Below are 14279 nucleotides of genomic sequence, written 5' to 3' on the forward strand. Positions count from 1 at the left end.
GGTGCGGCCTTCTCGAAAACTTCAGCTGAATTCAGTGGTTCAGCGGCGGCGTCGTCGGACATGGCGCACCCTCTCGTCGTCGCGGCTGCGACGGCGGAGCATTTCGGTGCGCTGATGGGTCCGGGCGTTGATCATGGGGCGCGGCAATACATGCGAATGGCACGGCTTGTCAAGTCGGTGTTTTGCACGATACCCCCCGAGCGTGCATCGGTCATGCCGGGGCTCTTCACTCGACCCCGTAATGCGCGAACACGTCGGCGATGCCCGTGTTGATCGCCTTGGCGGCCGCGATGTCGCGTTCGGCGCCTTCGTTGTCACCCTTCTTGCGCTTCGCAAGCCCGCGGCCGTAGAGCGAACCTTCGAGCTGCGGCTTTGCGGCCAGCGCGGCGTCGTAGTCGGCGATCGCCGCGTCGAGATTGCCGAGCTTCAGATAGGCGAGGGCGCGGCTGTCCAGGGTGTCGGGATCGTTGGGCGCCATCCGCAGCGACTGCTCGCAATCGGCCAGCGCCTCCTGCAGGCGGCCGACGATCGCGCGGGTGAAGCAGCGCGAATTGAACACGCCGGGATAGCTCGCATTGGCCTTGATCGAGCGGTTGTAATCCTCGAGCGCCAGCGCATAATCGTGCGTATCGAAATACATGTTCGCGCGCGCATAGAAGTCGCGGTCGTTGTTTGGACTGAGCTGAAGCGATCTGCCGAAATCGGCCAGCGCACGGGCGCGATCGCCGCGGTCGCGGTAGACGCGCGCGCGGTTGCCATAGGCCGGGCCGTAGTTCGGGTCGAGCTTGATCGACAGATCGAAATCGGCCAGTGCGCGATCGTCCTCGTGATGATCGCGGTAGGCGGTGCCGCGATTGAAATAGGCCAGGGCAAATTTCGGATTGAGCTTGATGGCCTGATCGTAGTCGGCCATCGCACGCGCGTAGTCGTTCTTGTGGATGAGGGAATTGCCGCGATTGTTGTAGTAGAGCGGGTCGCGGGCGTTCAGCCGGATCGCGCGCGTGTAGTCGGTGATGGCGTGATCGGTGTCGCCGAGATCGTCATAGGCGATGCCGCGATTGTACCAGAGGTCGGGATGTCCGGGATCGAGATCGATGGCACGGTTGAAGTCCGCCAGGGCGCGCTCGGCGTCGCCCTTTCGCCGGAACATCTCGCCGCGATTGGCGAGCGCATGCACATCGTCAGGATCGGCCTTGAGCACGGCCGAGCATCCGGCGATGCGCTGGTCCTCGCTGCCGCCGTCATCGTCATCGTAGCACCATTGGCGTGCCTGCGCCGCCGACGGCGATCGCGCGACCGCGGGGGCGGACAGCGCAAGCACGGCCATGGCGAGGCCGATCGCGGAGAGCTTGAACCAAAATCCTGATGTTTCATCGTGTTTCATGATGTGCCGTATCGAAACCATTGCGCCTCTAGCGCGTTTGTGATCGAAGAACGCGACTTGGTTCGAACCAAACTGATCGCCGCCCAGACCAAGAAGGCGGGACCAACCAGATAGTTTAAAAGCCTTGTCCGACACCCCTTACCCGATCGATCTCGACAGCATTCGCGGCGCATTTCCGCCGGGCATCGAGGCGCCGTCGCTGCTGGTGGATTTTGCCGACTGGCTGAACGGGCGCCCCTGGGGCAGCGTCGGCTGCTTCTCCCTGCAAGGCCAGTTCTCCGACCAGGCGCCGATCTTCGACGGCAGTCCCTTGCGCGACAGGTTTTCGCTGTTCATGCGCCTGCCTGACGGCTCGGCCGTCGGCGGCTGGTATGGCGCGGGTCTTGACCGCGACAATCCGCCGATCATCGGGCTGGGGTCGGAAGGCGACTACGAGCTGCTGGCGCCGAGCCTCGACGGGCTGCTCGCAAAACTGACGTCGCAGCAATTCGGCAAGGCCTGGAGCGATCTCAAGCCGCACGATGAGGTCGAGTGCCAGACGGTCGAGCTCGCGCAATGGCTCGCCGGCCGGCCGAGCGGCGAGACGGCGGCGCCGGAAGACGGCGTGATGGAGCTGCCCGATTTTCGCGGCTTCGTCGAGAAATGGAGCCGGGACCGCGAGGACTATTGGGCCAATCATCGCCTGATGGCCGAACTCGGCTGGCGGTTGGCCGCGCATCTGCCGAAGGGCAAGAATGCCTGGGACAAGACCCATTTCGAGGTCGCGATCGTCGGCAAGCAATACGAGGCGCGCGTGCTCTCGCGCGGCCCGCAGCCATTCGCGGAAGCCGCCTCGATCGAATCCCTGCTGCGCGATCTGCGCGAGGAGATGCGCAAGGCGCAGCCCGAGCTCGGGCTGTGGTACGCGATGAAATTCGGCCTCTATGCCGACGGCCGCGTCATGCCGAATTTCGAATACGATCTGCGCCCGACCATCGACGGCGAGCCCGCCAAGCTGACCGAAGCGCAAGCCGATCTCACTCGTGCCCCGCGCCCGGGGCGCTGGGTGCCGAAATGGCTGGCGGCATCCTGAAGCTCGGAATTCCGCGCTGCTGCCGCCGAGCCGACGCGCAGGAAATCTTCTGCTGTCGTGCCATCTTGACCCCGCGGGAACGGCACTTTCGATCCCCCTTGACTTAGAGCGCGCTCGAAGGGGTATCTGTATGTGCGTCAGTACGAGAACGGGCACACATGAAGATCGGCGACCTCGCAAAACGAACCGGCTTGTCGACCCACACGTTGCGTTACTATGAGCGCATCGGGCTGCTGCCATACGCGGACCGGGATCGCTCCGGCCAGCGTGATTATGACGCTTCGATCCTCACATGGATCGCATTCCTCGATCGGCTCAAGACCACGGGAATGCCGATCCGGGACATGTTGCGTTATGCGGCGCTTCGTGATGAAGGCGATACCACCGGGCCAGCCCGGCGGCAGATGCTGGAAATCCACCGGGAACAGGTCCGCACGCGGATTGCCGAGCTCCAGGAATGCCTGCTCGTCCTCGATACCAAGATCGCCGGTTACGCCGGCGACGAACAGAGGATGAAGGAAAATGACGCACGTCCAAACACAAGCCGAAAGCCGCTTCGATCGCGGCCAGCGGGCCCTGTCACGCATTGACGGCAGCGCCGGCGAAAAAGTCATCGCTTCGCTCGCCGACATCGCTCCGGATTTCGCACGTTACGTCATCGAGTTTCCCTTCGGCGACATCTATTGCCGCCCGGGCCTCGGCGTGCGCGAGCGAGAAATCGCGACGATCGCCGCACTGACGGCGCTCGGAAATGCCGCGCCTCAGCTCAAAGTGCATATCGAAGCGGGACTGAATGTCGGGCTCTCGCGCGACGAGATTGTGGAGATCATCATGCAGATGGCCGTCTATGCGGGCTTCCCGGCGGCGCTGAACGGGCTGTTCGCGGCCAAGGAGGTGTTTTCCGCGCGGCCGGCCTGACGGCATCCACGTCGTCATTGCGAGCGTGGCGAAACAATCCAGAATCCCTCCTGAAAGAAAGGCTGGATTGCTTCGCTACGCTCGCAATGGCGGAGCGCGTCAGAACCCGGCGACGCTGCCGTGCAGGTCATAGTGGTCGGCGCGCTCGATCTTGGCGGTGACGATCTCGCCGACGCGCAACGGGCGGCGGCTCGAAAGGTACACCGCGCCGTCAATCTCCGGCGCATCGGCCTTGGAGCGGCCCTTGGCCACCGTCGGGCCAACCTCGTCGACGATGATCTGCTGGCGGGTGCCGACCTTGCGTTTCAGCCGGCGCGCGGAGATCTTCTGCTGGCGGGCCATCAGCGCATTGTAGCGCTCCTGCTTGACCTCTTCCGGTACCGGATTCTCGATCGCGTTCGAGGTGGCGCCGGCGACGGGCTCATACTTGAAGCAGCCGAGACGATCGATCTCGGCTTCATCCAGCCAGTCGAGCAGATAGGCGAAGTCCGCATCGGTCTCGCCGGGGAAGCCGACGATGAAGGTCGAGCGCAAAGCGAGATCGGGACATTCCTCGCGCCAGCGCTTGATCCGCGCCAGCGTCTTGTCCTGCGCCGCCGGGCGCTTCATCGCCTTCAGCACGCCGGGGCTCGCATGCTGGAACGGGATGTCGAGATAGGGCAGCACCTTGCCTTGCGTCATCAGCGCGATGACCTCGTCGACATGCGGGTAGGGGTAGACATATTGCAGCCGGACCCAGGCCCCCAACTCGCCGAGCTCGCGCGCGAGGTCGAGGAATCTGGCGCGGACCTGGCGATCCTTCCACGGGCTCTCGGCATATTTGAGATCGACGCCGTAGGCCGAGGTGTCCTGCGAGATCACCAGCAGTTCCTTGACGCCGGCGCCGACCAGCCGCTCGGCCTCGCGCAGCACGTCGTTAGCCGGGCGCGAGACGAGATCGCCGCGCAGCTTCGGGATGATGCAGAAGGTGCAGCGATTGTTGCAGCCCTCGGAGATCTTCAAGTAAGCGTAGTGGCGCGGCGTCAGCTTGATGCCCTGCGGCGGCACCAGGTCGAGATGCGGATTGTGGGCGGGCGGCAGCGCGCGATGCACGGCGTCGAGCACGCTCTCATATTGCTGCGGGCCGGTGATGGAGAGCACGCCGGGATAGGCCTGCTCGATCTGCTCGGGTTCGGCACCCATGCAACCCGTCACGATCACCTTGCCGTTCTCGGCCATGGCCTCGCCGATCGCCGACAGCGACTCCTGCTTGGCGCTGTCGAGGAAGCCGCAGGTGTTGACGATGACGATGTCGGCCCCGTCATGCTTGCGGGCGAGCTCATAGCCTTCCGCGCGCAGACGCGTGATGATGCGCTCGGAATCCACCAAAGCCTTGGGGCACCCGAGCGATGTGAATGAAACACGCGGCGCTCTTTCCATAATCGCCTGGAACCTGCATCTGAATTGTTCGGATATGTGATCCAACTAATTGAACCCACGGTGAAATTCAATGACTAACGTGCTCAGTACGATGACAAAGCGCGGTATTTGCACGTATTGGGAGGGAATCGGCCCGTAAGCAGGGCGGTTCGGACCGACTGAGGCTCCCTTGAAGCTCGTTTGAGCGATGGAGGGGCCAGGATGAATTGCTCGAACATGCAATTCTCAATTGTTAATCTGTTTCTTGCTCGATTTCATGGAGCTTGACTGCGATGCGCCGTTTCATCTTCGGCCTGGCTTTCGTGACCCTTTCCTGCGGCGCGATGCTTCCGGCGCGAGCTGAAGTCGACAAGATCATCCGTGTCTGCGATCGGCAGGAGCGATTGTGTCCGGAATTCAGGCCACGCGTGAAAGCACCCGATGGGTGGACGAGGGACGAGGCCGCGAGTCTCAAGTACGGCGCCTCGATGTTCGTGCCCAACGGGAAGGGGTTCGGTAAAGCCGAAGTTATCATGTATGCTGAAGGCCGCTATAACAAGGATCGGATCGAACTGGCTCAATGGGTTGCAACCAGCGATCGGGATTGGGCGGCGACGTCCGGCAAGAATGCCAAGATCACCACGCTTCCCTCGGTCAACCCCAAGGTCGTCATCAACCGCTACGATAATCCTTCGCTGAAAGACCAGCCGATCGAAGTGATCGCGCATTACGCCGATCTCGACAAGGACGGCAATTCCTACGTCGTGCGGCTGGCGGTCTCCGGCCTCAACGAGACAGCGGTGCTCGCTGCCGTGCCACTTCTCGACAAGATGATCGTTGGCGCGAAGATTCCGTGAGGGCAGAAGCCCAGATGATCTGCCTGATTGACAGGCCCGAGCTAGTCCCAATTGCCCATAATTACAACCCTTTGCATCGCCCCCCGGCATGCTATGGATGAAGCGCCTGACGTGAGTGGGACATGAGCGCCGAACAGTCGCCCAAAATCGTGATTGTCGACGAAAGCCCGATCCGGGCTGCAATCCTCGAGGAAGGGTTGCGGGAGGCCGGATTCACGCAGATCGTCCATATCAGCGAAATGCAGAGCCTGCTCGCCCGTATTTATGCGGTCGACCCCGATATCATCCTGATCGACCTGGAAAACCCCAGCCGCGACGTGCTGGAGGCGATGTTCCAGGTCAGTCGCGCCGTACGCCGGCCGATCGCGATGTTCGTCGACCAGAGCGATTCATCCTCGATCCAGGCCTCGGTCGAGGCGGGGGTCTCCGCCTACATCGTCGACGGGTTGAAGAAGGAGCGCATCAAGCCGATCCTCGACCTCTGTGTGTCCCGCTTCAATGCCTTCGCAAAACTCCAGGAGGAGCTGGAGCGGACCAAGTCGCAGCTCGAGGATCGCAAGATCATCGAGAAGGCCAAGGGCATCCTGATGAAGGTCAAGGGCCTCAACGAGGACGAGGCCTATGTGCTGCTGCGCTCCACCGCGATGCGCGAGAAGAAGAAAATCGGCGAGATCGCCCAGTCGATCATCACCGCGTCGGAGATGTTGAAATGACCGCCCCCCTCCGCATCGGGTTCATTCCGCTGGTCGATGCCGCCGCCCTGATCGTCGCCGTCGACAAGGGTTTCACCGCCGCCGAAGGCCTCGACGTCGAACTGGTGCGCGAGGTCTCCTGGTCCAACGTCCGCGACAAGCTCAATATCGGCCTGTTCGACGCCGCGCATCTGCTGGCGCCCGTGGCGATCGCGTCCTCGCTCGGGCTCGGCCACGTCAAGGTGCCGATCGCCGCGCCCTTCAATCTCGGCGTCAACGGCAATGCGATCACGGTGTCGCCGGCACTCCATGCCGCGTTGATGGAGGAGATCGATGGCGACCGCTTTGATCCGCTCGTCACGGCGAAGGCGCTGGCGAAGGTCGTCGCGAAGCGCCGCAAGGCCGGCGCCGATCCGCTGACCTTCGGCATGACCTTCCCGTTCTCCACCCACAATTACCAGCTTCGGTTCTGGATGGCCGCGGCCGGCGTCGATCCGGATGAGGACGTGCGCCTCGTGGTGCTGCCGCCGCCTTACATGGTCGACAGCCTCGCCAACGGCCACGTCGATGCGTTCTGCGTCGGCGCGCCCTGGAACTCGGTCGCGGTCGATCTCGGCATCGGCCACATCCTGCATTTCGTCTCCGACATCCTCGTGCGCGCGGCGGAGAAGGTGCTGGCCGTCCGCCAGGTCTGGGCCGACAAGAATCCGGATGTGGTCGCAAGCCTGGTGCGCGCGGCGGTGAAGGGCGCCGCATTCATCGAGGACCCCGTGAACCTGGCCGAGGCCGCGCGGGTCCTGGCGCAGCCGGAACGGATCGGCGTGGATGCCGAAGTCATCCAGCGCACCCTGACCGGGCGCCTGAAGATTTCCCCCGACGGCACCTTCCGCGAAAGCGGCCGCTATCTGTTGGTCGGACGTGAAGGGGCAGGGCGGCCGGACCCGGTCCAGGCTGCCTGGCTCTATGCCCAGATGGTGCGCTGGGGGCAGACCGCGCTGACGCCTGACGGCGTCAAGACGGCGATGGCCGTGTTCAGGCCGGATCTCTACGACGCGGCCCTCGGCCGCCCGGCGCCGGCCGAGGCGCCCGCGGCGTTCGTTGCATTCGCCGGTCCAGCCTTCGATCCCGGAAACATCAGGGGCCATCTGGAGGCCTTCGAGGTCGGGCGCTGGAAGGCCTGATTCGGTCCTGCACCGTTTTTGAGCGGTAAGGATCAGCGGCTAAATTTTGGGCCGACTGCTCGAATTTCATGAGAGTTCCAGCCCCGGGATTTTCCGTGGCCCTCCATAATCAACTGAAATCGCTGCAATTTTCATTTCTTCAAAGCTGGCACGCAACTTGTATGTTGCAGTGCGGCCAGCTTGTCACAGGTGCCTGCTGAGCCAAGTCCCACAGCAACGAAGCTGATTGGACCGTCGGGTGGCGAAGCAGGCTCCAGAGCCAGCTGAGTTTCCCGCGGGTCGCGCAATTTTCCGTCGATGCCACCCAGGTGGCCGCAGGAGCTTCGTTACCGACCATGAAAATCGATACGCTCTCAGTCGACTTTTCCGACGAGCAGAAACGCTATCTCGAAGGCTTTACGACCGGCTTGCAGATCAGCCGGGTCGGGCGCGGCCTCGGTGGTGGGGCCGGCAAGGCCAATGCCGAGCCGACCGGCCCTGACGCCGTGCACATCAAGGCGCAGGACAAGGTCATCGCGCTGGGCAAGAAGCTCGCCGACCAGGAGAAGTTCAAGCGCGACGAGCATCCCTTCGATGCCTATCCGCGCCTCCGCCAACAGGCACTCGACAACGCGCCGCCGAGCCCGGCGGACAATTTCCGCTGGCGCTATTACGGCATCTTCTACGTCGCGCCGACGCAGGATTCCTACATGTGCCGGCTGCGCATCCCGAACGGCATCATGAAGCACTGGCAGCTGTCCGGCCTTGCCGATCTCGCCGACGATCTCTGCGGTCCCTACAGCCACGCCACAACCCGCGCCAATCTCCAGTTGCGTGAGATCCCGCCGAAGAACGCGATCAAGCTGATCGAGGGCATCCAGGATCTCGGCCTGTGCTCGCGCGGCTCCGGCGCCGATAACATCCGCAACGTGACGGGAACGCCGACGGCCGGCATCGATCCGCAGGAGCTGATCGACACGCGCCCCTTCGCGCGCGAGTGGCACTACCACATCCTCAACGACCGCTCGCTCTATGGCCTGCCGCGCAAGTTCAACGTCGCCTTCGACGGCGCCGGCAGGGTCGCGGTGCTGGAGGAGACCAACGACATCGCCTTCACCGCCTATGAGGTGAAGGACGGTTTCGGCGTCGAGCCCGGCATCTGGTTCCGCCTCGGTCTCGGCGGCATCACCGGGCACAAGGATTTTGCAAAATACTCCGGCATCATCGTCAAGCCGGAGCAGGCAACCGCCGTCGCCGACGCCATCGTACGCGTCTTCATCGAGCACGGCGATCGCACCAACCGCAACAAGGCGCGGCTGAAATACGTGCTCGACGCGATGGGCCATGACGGCTTCCTCAAGCTGGTCGAGGAGCGGTTGAAGACGCCGTTCACCCGCGTGCCCGAAGAGGCGTTTCTCCCGCGGCCCGCGGCCGACCGGATGGCGCATATCGGCGTGCACAAGCAGAAGCAGGACGGCCTCAACTGGATCGGCGTGTCGCTGACGCTCGGCAAGATCAGCTGTGATCAGATGCGGGGTCTCGCCAAGGTGTCGCGGGACCTCGGCGACGGCGATATCCGTCTGACGGTCTGGCAGAACCTGCTGATATCAGGGGTGCGCGACGAGAATGTCGAGCTCGCCATCGCCGCGATCAAGGCGATTGGCCTGGCGGTCGAGGCCTCGCATATCCGCGCGGGGCTGATTGCCTGCACCGGCAATGCCGGCTGCCGGTTTGCGGCGTCCAACACCAAGCGCAATGCCGCCGAGATCGGCGATTGGTGCGAGCCGCGCGTGGCCATGGATAAGCCGGTCAACATCCACGTCACCGGCTGCCACCATTCCTGCGCGCAGCATTACATCAGCGACATCGGGCTGATCGGGGCGCGCGTGCCGATCAACGACGAAGACACGGTGGAGGGCTATCATCTCTTCACCGGCGGCGGCTTCGGTCCCGACGCCGATGTCGGGCAGGAGGTCTACCACGACCTCAAGGCCGAGGACGCGCCGAAGACGGTCGAGGGTCTGCTCAAGGCCTATATCGCCCACCGCACCTCGCCCGACGAAACCTTCCTGTCCTTTGCGCGCCGCCATGATGGCGAGACGCTGCGCAAGCTTGCTGACGCCGAGGTGTCCTCATGAACCAGATCAGCCCTCCGCCCAAACTCGACATCATTCCCGCCAGCGCGCCGTTCTCCGACGCGCAGCGCTCCTGGCTCAACGGCTTCTTTGCCGGGCTGCTGTCGCCGGATGTGGCAACGCCCTTGTCGGCGGAGCAGGGCGCCGCCGTCATGCAGGCCGGTGACGGCGATGACGGCGAAGCGCCGTGGCACGACCAGACCATGCCGATCGCCGACCGGATGAAGCTTGCCGAGGGCCGTCCCGTCCGCCGCAAGATGATGGCGGCGATGGCGCAGCAGGATTGCGGCCAGTGCGGCTACAATTGCCACGACTATTCGGAGGCGATCGCGGGCAAGAGCGAAGCGCGGCTCAACCTCTGCGTCCCCGGCGGCAAGGAAACCGCCCGCATGCTGAAATCGCTGTACGAGGAGCTGGACAAGGCGCCCGCGGCGAAAGCGTCCGAGAAGGCGGATGCGGTGGCAGCGCCCGCCGTGACCGTGACGATATCGGAGCCGGGCCGTTCGCGCGACAATCCGATCGAGGCGACCTTCCTGTCGCGGCGCCTCCTCAACAAGGGAAAGTCGGAGAAGGAGACCTATCACGTCGAGTTCGATCTGTCGGCGAGCAAGCTCGACTATATCGTCGGCGACAGTTTTGGCGTGTTCGCGCGCAACGATGTCGGCCTCGTCGACCAGGTCATCGCGCTGCTCGGCGCCTCCCATACGACCAAGGTCAACGGCAAGACGCTGCGCGAGGTGCTGATCGACGACGTCTCGCTGTCGCCGGCCCCGGACTCGCTGTTCGAGCTGCTCTCCTTCATCACCGGCGGCGCACTGCGCGAAAAGGCAAGGGCGCTGGCGCAGGGCGAGGATCCCGATGGCGATGCCGCCACGCTCGACGTGATGGCGGCGCTGCAGAAGTTTTCCGGCACGCGGCCGCATCCCGAGGCTTTCGTCGAGGCACTGGAGCCGCTCCAGCCGCGGCTCTACTCGATCTCGTCCTCGCACAATGCGACGCCGGGAAAACTGTCGCTGACGGTGGATTCCGTCCGCTACCTCATCGGCAAGCGCAAGCGCATCGGCGTCGCCTCGACCTTCCTCGGCGAGCGCATCGCCGAGGGCGAGAAGCTCAAGGTCTATGTGCAGAAGGCGCATAATTTCGGCCTGCCGCAGGACCCGAAGACATCGGTCATCATGATCGGCCCCGGCACCGGCATCGCGCCATTCCGCGCCTTCCTGCTCGATCGCAAGGCGACCGGCGCGCCCGGCAAGAACTGGCTGTTCTTCGGCCATCAGCGCAGCGATTGCGATTTCTTCTACCAGGAAGAGCTCAACGCGATGAAGACCTCGGGCCAGCTGACGCGTCTGTCGCTGGCCTGGTCGCGCGACGGCGAGAAAAAGTTCTACGTGCAGGACCGCATGCGCGAGGTCGGCCGCGAATTGTGGACCTGGCTCGCCGACGGCGCGCATCTCTACATCTGCGGCGATGCCAAGCGCATGGCCAAGGACGTCGAGCGTGCGCTGGTCGATATCGTCGCCCAGTTCGGCGCGCGTTCGACCGATGAGGCCGTCAGTTTCGTCGCCGAGCTCAAGAAGACCGGCCGCTTCCAGGCTGACGTCTACTGAGCTCCGAATCCGGCTGTCATCCCGCCGTCATCCGGGCCGGTTCCAGCTGGCTCGGATCTTAACGAATAAGATTCTCGGAACCCGCGGGTGAGGAGAATTTGCACCTGCGACGGGGCGCCTCCGGAGAACCCTCATCGCTATTTCTGCGGCCGTCTTGCCTCCCGCTCCGGTTGATCCTTCATACTCCCGCAAATGGGGCGTTGGAGATCGACCATGCGCGAACTATCGGCGGAAGCCAGGCTGCACTTCTATGCGCGCTCGCTCTCGCGTCGGACCGGGGCGAGCGTGCACCATGTCGCGCTTTACAGCGCCTTTGCGGTCATCGCCGCCATCGTGTTCGGCACGCTGTCGGTGCATCCGTTCTAGCGAATTGCTCGGTCTCGTAGGGTGGGCAAAGCGAAGCGTGCCCACCACCTGTCTCAACCATGCAGAGATCGTGGGCACGGCGCTGCGCGCCTTTGCCCACCCTACGGCATCTGATGTGCCTCACGCGCCGCGCTTGAACGGCGCGACCTCGATCCCCGCATTCTTCAAGGCCTGACGCAAGGTCCGCGCGATCTCGACGGCACCGTGCGTGTCGCCGTGGATGCACACCGTATCCGTGCGCATCTTGATCACCTTGCCCGTCACCGAAACCACCGCGCCGTCCTGCACCATGCGCACCACGCGATCGGCGATCGCCTTGGCATCGTGCAGCACCGCGCCCGGCTTCTTGCGCGAGACGAGGTTGCCGTCGTCCTCATAGGCGCGGTCGGCGAACACCTCGTGCACCATCGGCAGGTTGGCGTCCTCGCCGGCCTTCACCAGCTTCGAATTGGCGAGCACGACGAAGATCAGGCTGGGATCGACCGCCTTGATGCCGGCGGCGATCGCCTTGGCGGTCATGTCGTCCTCGCAGGCGACGTTGGAGAGCGCGCCATGCGCCTTCACATGCGTGACCTTGTGGCCCGCCGCGGTCGCGATCGCCTGCAACGCGCCGATCTGGTAGGCGACGAGGTTCTCGATCTCGGAGGCCTTCAGCCCCGCAATCGGATGCCGGCCAAAGCCGTGCAGGTCGCGGTAGCCGGGATGCGCGCCGACCGAGACGCCGCGTGCTTTCGCGAGCTCGACCGTCCGTCGCATGATGTCGGGGTCGCCGGCATGAAAACCGCAGGCGACGTTGACCGAGCTTGCCAGCTCGATCATCTCGGCGTCGTTGCCCATCTCCCAGGCGCCAAAACCTTCGCCGAGGTCGCAATTGAGATCGATCGTCTTCATGGTTGCTCTCCGCCTGGTCTTGTTGCCGCTCAGGGCTCCGCCGTGACCTGCCATGTTCCGGAATCGACGGCGCTCACCGCATAGCCGGCGACGTTGGCATCGCTGAGCGCTTCGATGTTGAGCTCGACGGTGTCGGAGGAGCGCAGGCGATCGGGCAGGTTCTTGATCGCTTGCGCAAACTTGCGCGCCTCGTCCTGCGCTTCGGCCATGGTGACGGCCTTGAAACGGAACGCCGTTCCGGCCGTAGTCTGTGCGAGCCGGCCGACATCAGCCGTGATCACGGTTGCGATCTTCGGGTAGCCGCCGGTGGTACCGCGATCCATCATCAATGCAATCGGCGAACCGTCGCCGGGCACCTGGATGCTGCCGATGACCGTGCCGTCGGAGACGATGTTGTGGCCGTGCAGATGCTTGATGGCTGGGCCCTCGAGCCGATAACCCATGCGGTCGGAGGTTGCCGAGATCTTCCACTCGCTGTCGAGGAATAGCGCCTTGTTGGCATCGTCGAACTCGTCGTCCTGCGGGCCCAGCAGCACGCGGATCGGACTGCTCACGAGCTTCGGCAATTCGATGCGCAGCTCCGGCGCGCCGCTTGCGGCATCGACGGTGAATTCGTCGCCCGCCTGAAGCGGGCGTGGGTAGGGGCTGCCGAGCCCGGCGCGGGCATTCACCGCGAGGCTGCCGAACACCAGCTCGCCACGGATAGCCCCTTCGATGGCGAGATACGTGAACGCGCCGCCGCGGGCAAAGCCCAGCGTCAGCGTCTCGCCGTCCTTCAGCGTCACCGACGTATCGATTGCCACCGGCTTCCCGGCGACGTCAGCATTGCGCGGCGCGCCCGATATCGCAACGCGCACGGCGCCATCCTTGGCGGTGAAGGTGGCGCCGAACGGGCCGATCTCGACCGCGGCTGCGAACGGCTCGTTGCCGACCAGCGTGTTCGCCGCTGCCAGCGACAGCCGGTCCATGGCACCGCTGACGGTCAGGCCGTAGCGCTGCGCGCCGTGGCGGCCGCCATCCTGGACGGAGCTTGCCGGACCGATGCTGGCGATCACGAGCTTGCTCATGCAACCACCTGCTCGGCGATGATCTCGCCGGCCTCGGCGGCGCGGTCCAGTTCCTCGAACGTCTTGTGGTCGATGGCGAAAAACGTCACGCGGTCACCGGGTTCGGTGAGGAATGTCGGAGTCCGGTGGAGCTGATAGGTCCGCACAGGCGTGCGGCCGAGCAGGTGCCAGCCGCTCGGAGCCGCCAGGCACTGGATGCCGGCCTGGATGCCGCCGATCGAGATCGTGCCTGCGGGCGTGTACAGCCGCGGGCTCTGGCGGCGCGACATGTGCAGCGATTTGTCGAGGCCGCTGAGATACGACCAGCCCGGCGTGAAGCCGATCATGGCAACGCGATAATCGCCGCCGGAATGGCGCGCGACGATGTCCTCGGGCGTGGTGTTGAGCGCCTTGGCGACATCCTCGAGGTCGATGCCGTGCTCGCCGCCATAGGCGACGGGAATGCGCCAGCGCCGCGCTTTCGTGGCCGGCGGCAGCGGCTGGGTGGCGATCGGAAGCAGCTTTTCGCCGAGCGTGTCGAAGCCGATCTTGCCGGGATCGTAATGCACCAGCAGCGAGCGATAGGTCGGTACCGTCTCGGTGACACCGTCGATGGGGCTTGCCGCGAGCGCCTTGTCGAGCGCCAGCACGCGCTCGTTGGCGGCGTCGTCGATGGTGCGGCTGAACTCGACCGTGACGGCACTGTCGCCACTGGGCAGAAGGCGGGGCGGGGGAAGCGTCGCGGCCATTGAG

Annotated in this window: 14 protein-coding genes; 9 read left to right on the top strand and 5 right to left on the bottom strand. The window is 64.4% G+C overall.

The genetic code is table 11. The features are described 5' to 3' along the window. Positions 1 to 226: 226 nt before the first annotated feature. Positions 227 to 1384, bottom strand: a complete 1158-nt coding sequence (locus PMI42_RS00775) for a tetratricopeptide repeat protein (RefSeq protein ID WP_162137394.1) — start codon at positions 1382 to 1384, stop codon at positions 227 to 229. A 124-nt stretch (positions 1385 to 1508) separates the two neighbouring features. On the opposite strand from PMI42_RS00775, the gene PMI42_RS00780 reads away from it, so the two are divergent. From PMI42_RS00780 to PMI42_RS00790, 3 genes are all read left to right on the top strand, one after another. After that, a complete protein-coding gene (locus tag PMI42_RS00780) occupies positions 1509 to 2456 on the top strand; it encodes a hypothetical protein (protein WP_008129621.1) in 948 nt (315 codons plus the stop codon). Positions 2457 to 2614: 158 nt separating this feature from the next. Then, entirely contained in the window at positions 2615 to 3046 is a 432-nt protein-coding gene (locus tag PMI42_RS00785; protein ID WP_035964156.1) for a MerR family transcriptional regulator, read from the top strand. After that, the gene (locus PMI42_RS00790; protein ID WP_008129622.1) at positions 2979 to 3374 is read left to right on the top strand and encodes a carboxymuconolactone decarboxylase family protein; all 396 of its coding nucleotides are present in this window, start codon (positions 2979 to 2981) and stop codon (positions 3372 to 3374) included. The genes PMI42_RS00785 and PMI42_RS00790 overlap by 68 nt, the downstream gene beginning before the upstream one ends. A gap of 99 nt (positions 3375 to 3473) precedes the next feature. Here PMI42_RS00790 and rimO read toward each other — a convergent pair whose 3' ends face one another. Beyond that, positions 3474 to 4793: a 30S ribosomal protein S12 methylthiotransferase RimO gene (rimO, locus tag PMI42_RS00795; protein WP_008129624.1), complete on the bottom strand. Its 1320-nt coding sequence runs from the start codon at positions 4791 to 4793 to the stop codon at positions 3474 to 3476. Positions 4794 to 5065: 272 nt separating this feature from the next. On the opposite strand from rimO, the gene PMI42_RS00800 reads away from it, so the two are divergent. From PMI42_RS00800 to PMI42_RS39870, 6 genes are all read left to right on the top strand, one after another. Further along, positions 5066 to 5629 (top strand): hypothetical protein, encoded by a 564-nt coding sequence (locus PMI42_RS00800; protein ID WP_008129627.1) that lies wholly within the window; start codon positions 5066 to 5068, stop codon positions 5627 to 5629. Positions 5630 to 5751: 122 nt separating this feature from the next. After that, on the top strand, positions 5752 to 6342 hold the full coding sequence (locus PMI42_RS00805; protein WP_008129628.1) for an ANTAR domain-containing response regulator: 591 nt from the start codon (positions 5752 to 5754) through the stop codon (positions 6340 to 6342). After that, a complete protein-coding gene (locus tag PMI42_RS00810) occupies positions 6339 to 7502 on the top strand; it encodes a CmpA/NrtA family ABC transporter substrate-binding protein (protein WP_008129630.1) in 1164 nt (387 codons plus the stop codon). The genes PMI42_RS00805 and PMI42_RS00810 overlap by 4 nt, the downstream gene beginning before the upstream one ends. Positions 7503 to 7837: 335 nt before the next feature. Then, positions 7838 to 9619, top strand: a complete 1782-nt coding sequence (locus tag PMI42_RS00815) for a NirA family protein (protein WP_008129631.1) — start codon at positions 7838 to 7840, stop codon at positions 9617 to 9619. After that, positions 9616 to 11223, top strand: coding sequence for a sulfite reductase subunit alpha (locus PMI42_RS00820; protein ID WP_008129633.1), 1608 nt, complete (start codon positions 9616 to 9618; stop codon positions 11221 to 11223). Before PMI42_RS00815 ends, PMI42_RS00820 begins: the two co-directional genes overlap by 4 nt. A 213-nt stretch (positions 11224 to 11436) precedes the next feature. Next, entirely contained in the window at positions 11437 to 11589 is a 153-nt protein-coding gene (locus tag PMI42_RS39870; protein ID WP_008129634.1) for a hypothetical protein, read from the top strand. A 120-nt stretch (positions 11590 to 11709) separates the two neighbouring features. On the opposite strand, the gene PMI42_RS00825 is transcribed toward PMI42_RS39870, so the two are convergent. From PMI42_RS00825 to pxpB, 3 genes are read right to left on the bottom strand one after another with little or no spacing between them, the layout of a single operon-like run. Further along, entirely contained in the window at positions 11710 to 12480 is a 771-nt protein-coding gene (locus PMI42_RS00825; protein WP_008129635.1) for a LamB/YcsF family protein, read from the bottom strand. A 29-nt stretch (positions 12481 to 12509) separates the two neighbouring features. Next, entirely contained in the window at positions 12510 to 13547 is a 1038-nt protein-coding gene (locus PMI42_RS00830; RefSeq protein WP_008129636.1) for a 5-oxoprolinase subunit C family protein, read from the bottom strand. Next, a complete protein-coding gene (pxpB, locus tag PMI42_RS00835; protein ID WP_008129638.1) occupies positions 13544 to 14275 on the bottom strand; it encodes a 5-oxoprolinase subunit PxpB in 732 nt (243 codons plus the stop codon). The genes PMI42_RS00830 and pxpB overlap by 4 nt, the downstream gene beginning before the upstream one ends. Between the last annotated feature and the right edge of the window lie 4 nt (positions 14276 to 14279).

The sequence above is a fragment of the Bradyrhizobium sp. YR681 genome (assembly GCF_000282615.1).
GTDB lineage: Bacteria > Pseudomonadota > Alphaproteobacteria > Rhizobiales > Xanthobacteraceae > Bradyrhizobium.

What these genes read in the sequence shown, in the direction of transcription:
- PMI42_RS00775 (WP_162137394.1), bottom strand. Translation starts at nt 1,384, where the DNA reads ATGAAACACGATGAAACATCAGGATTTTGGTTCAAGCTCTCCGCGATC.
- PMI42_RS00785 (WP_035964156.1), top strand. Translation starts at nt 2,615, where the DNA reads ATGAAGATCGGCGACCTCGCAAAACGAACCGGCTTGTCGACCCACACG.
- PMI42_RS00790 (WP_008129622.1), top strand. Translation starts at nt 2,979, where the DNA reads ATGACGCACGTCCAAACACAAGCCGAAAGCCGCTTCGATCGCGGCCAG.
- rimO (WP_008129624.1), bottom strand. Translation starts at nt 4,793, where the DNA reads ATGGAAAGAGCGCCGCGTGTTTCATTCACATCGCTCGGGTGCCCCAAG.
- PMI42_RS00800 (WP_008129627.1), top strand. Translation starts at nt 5,066, where the DNA reads ATGCGCCGTTTCATCTTCGGCCTGGCTTTCGTGACCCTTTCCTGCGGC.
- PMI42_RS00805 (WP_008129628.1), top strand. Translation starts at nt 5,752, where the DNA reads ATGAGCGCCGAACAGTCGCCCAAAATCGTGATTGTCGACGAAAGCCCG.
- PMI42_RS00810 (WP_008129630.1), top strand. Translation starts at nt 6,339, where the DNA reads ATGACCGCCCCCCTCCGCATCGGGTTCATTCCGCTGGTCGATGCCGCC.
- PMI42_RS00815 (WP_008129631.1), top strand. Translation starts at nt 7,838, where the DNA reads ATGAAAATCGATACGCTCTCAGTCGACTTTTCCGACGAGCAGAAACGC.
- PMI42_RS00820 (WP_008129633.1), top strand. Translation starts at nt 9,616, where the DNA reads ATGAACCAGATCAGCCCTCCGCCCAAACTCGACATCATTCCCGCCAGC.
- PMI42_RS39870 (WP_008129634.1), top strand. Translation starts at nt 11,437, where the DNA reads ATGCGCGAACTATCGGCGGAAGCCAGGCTGCACTTCTATGCGCGCTCG.
- PMI42_RS00825 (WP_008129635.1), bottom strand. Translation starts at nt 12,480, where the DNA reads ATGAAGACGATCGATCTCAATTGCGACCTCGGCGAAGGTTTTGGCGCC.
- PMI42_RS00830 (WP_008129636.1), bottom strand. Translation starts at nt 13,547, where the DNA reads ATGAGCAAGCTCGTGATCGCCAGCATCGGTCCGGCAAGCTCCGTCCAG.
- pxpB (WP_008129638.1), bottom strand. Translation starts at nt 14,275, where the DNA reads ATGGCCGCGACGCTTCCCCCGCCCCGCCTTCTGCCCAGTGGCGACAGT.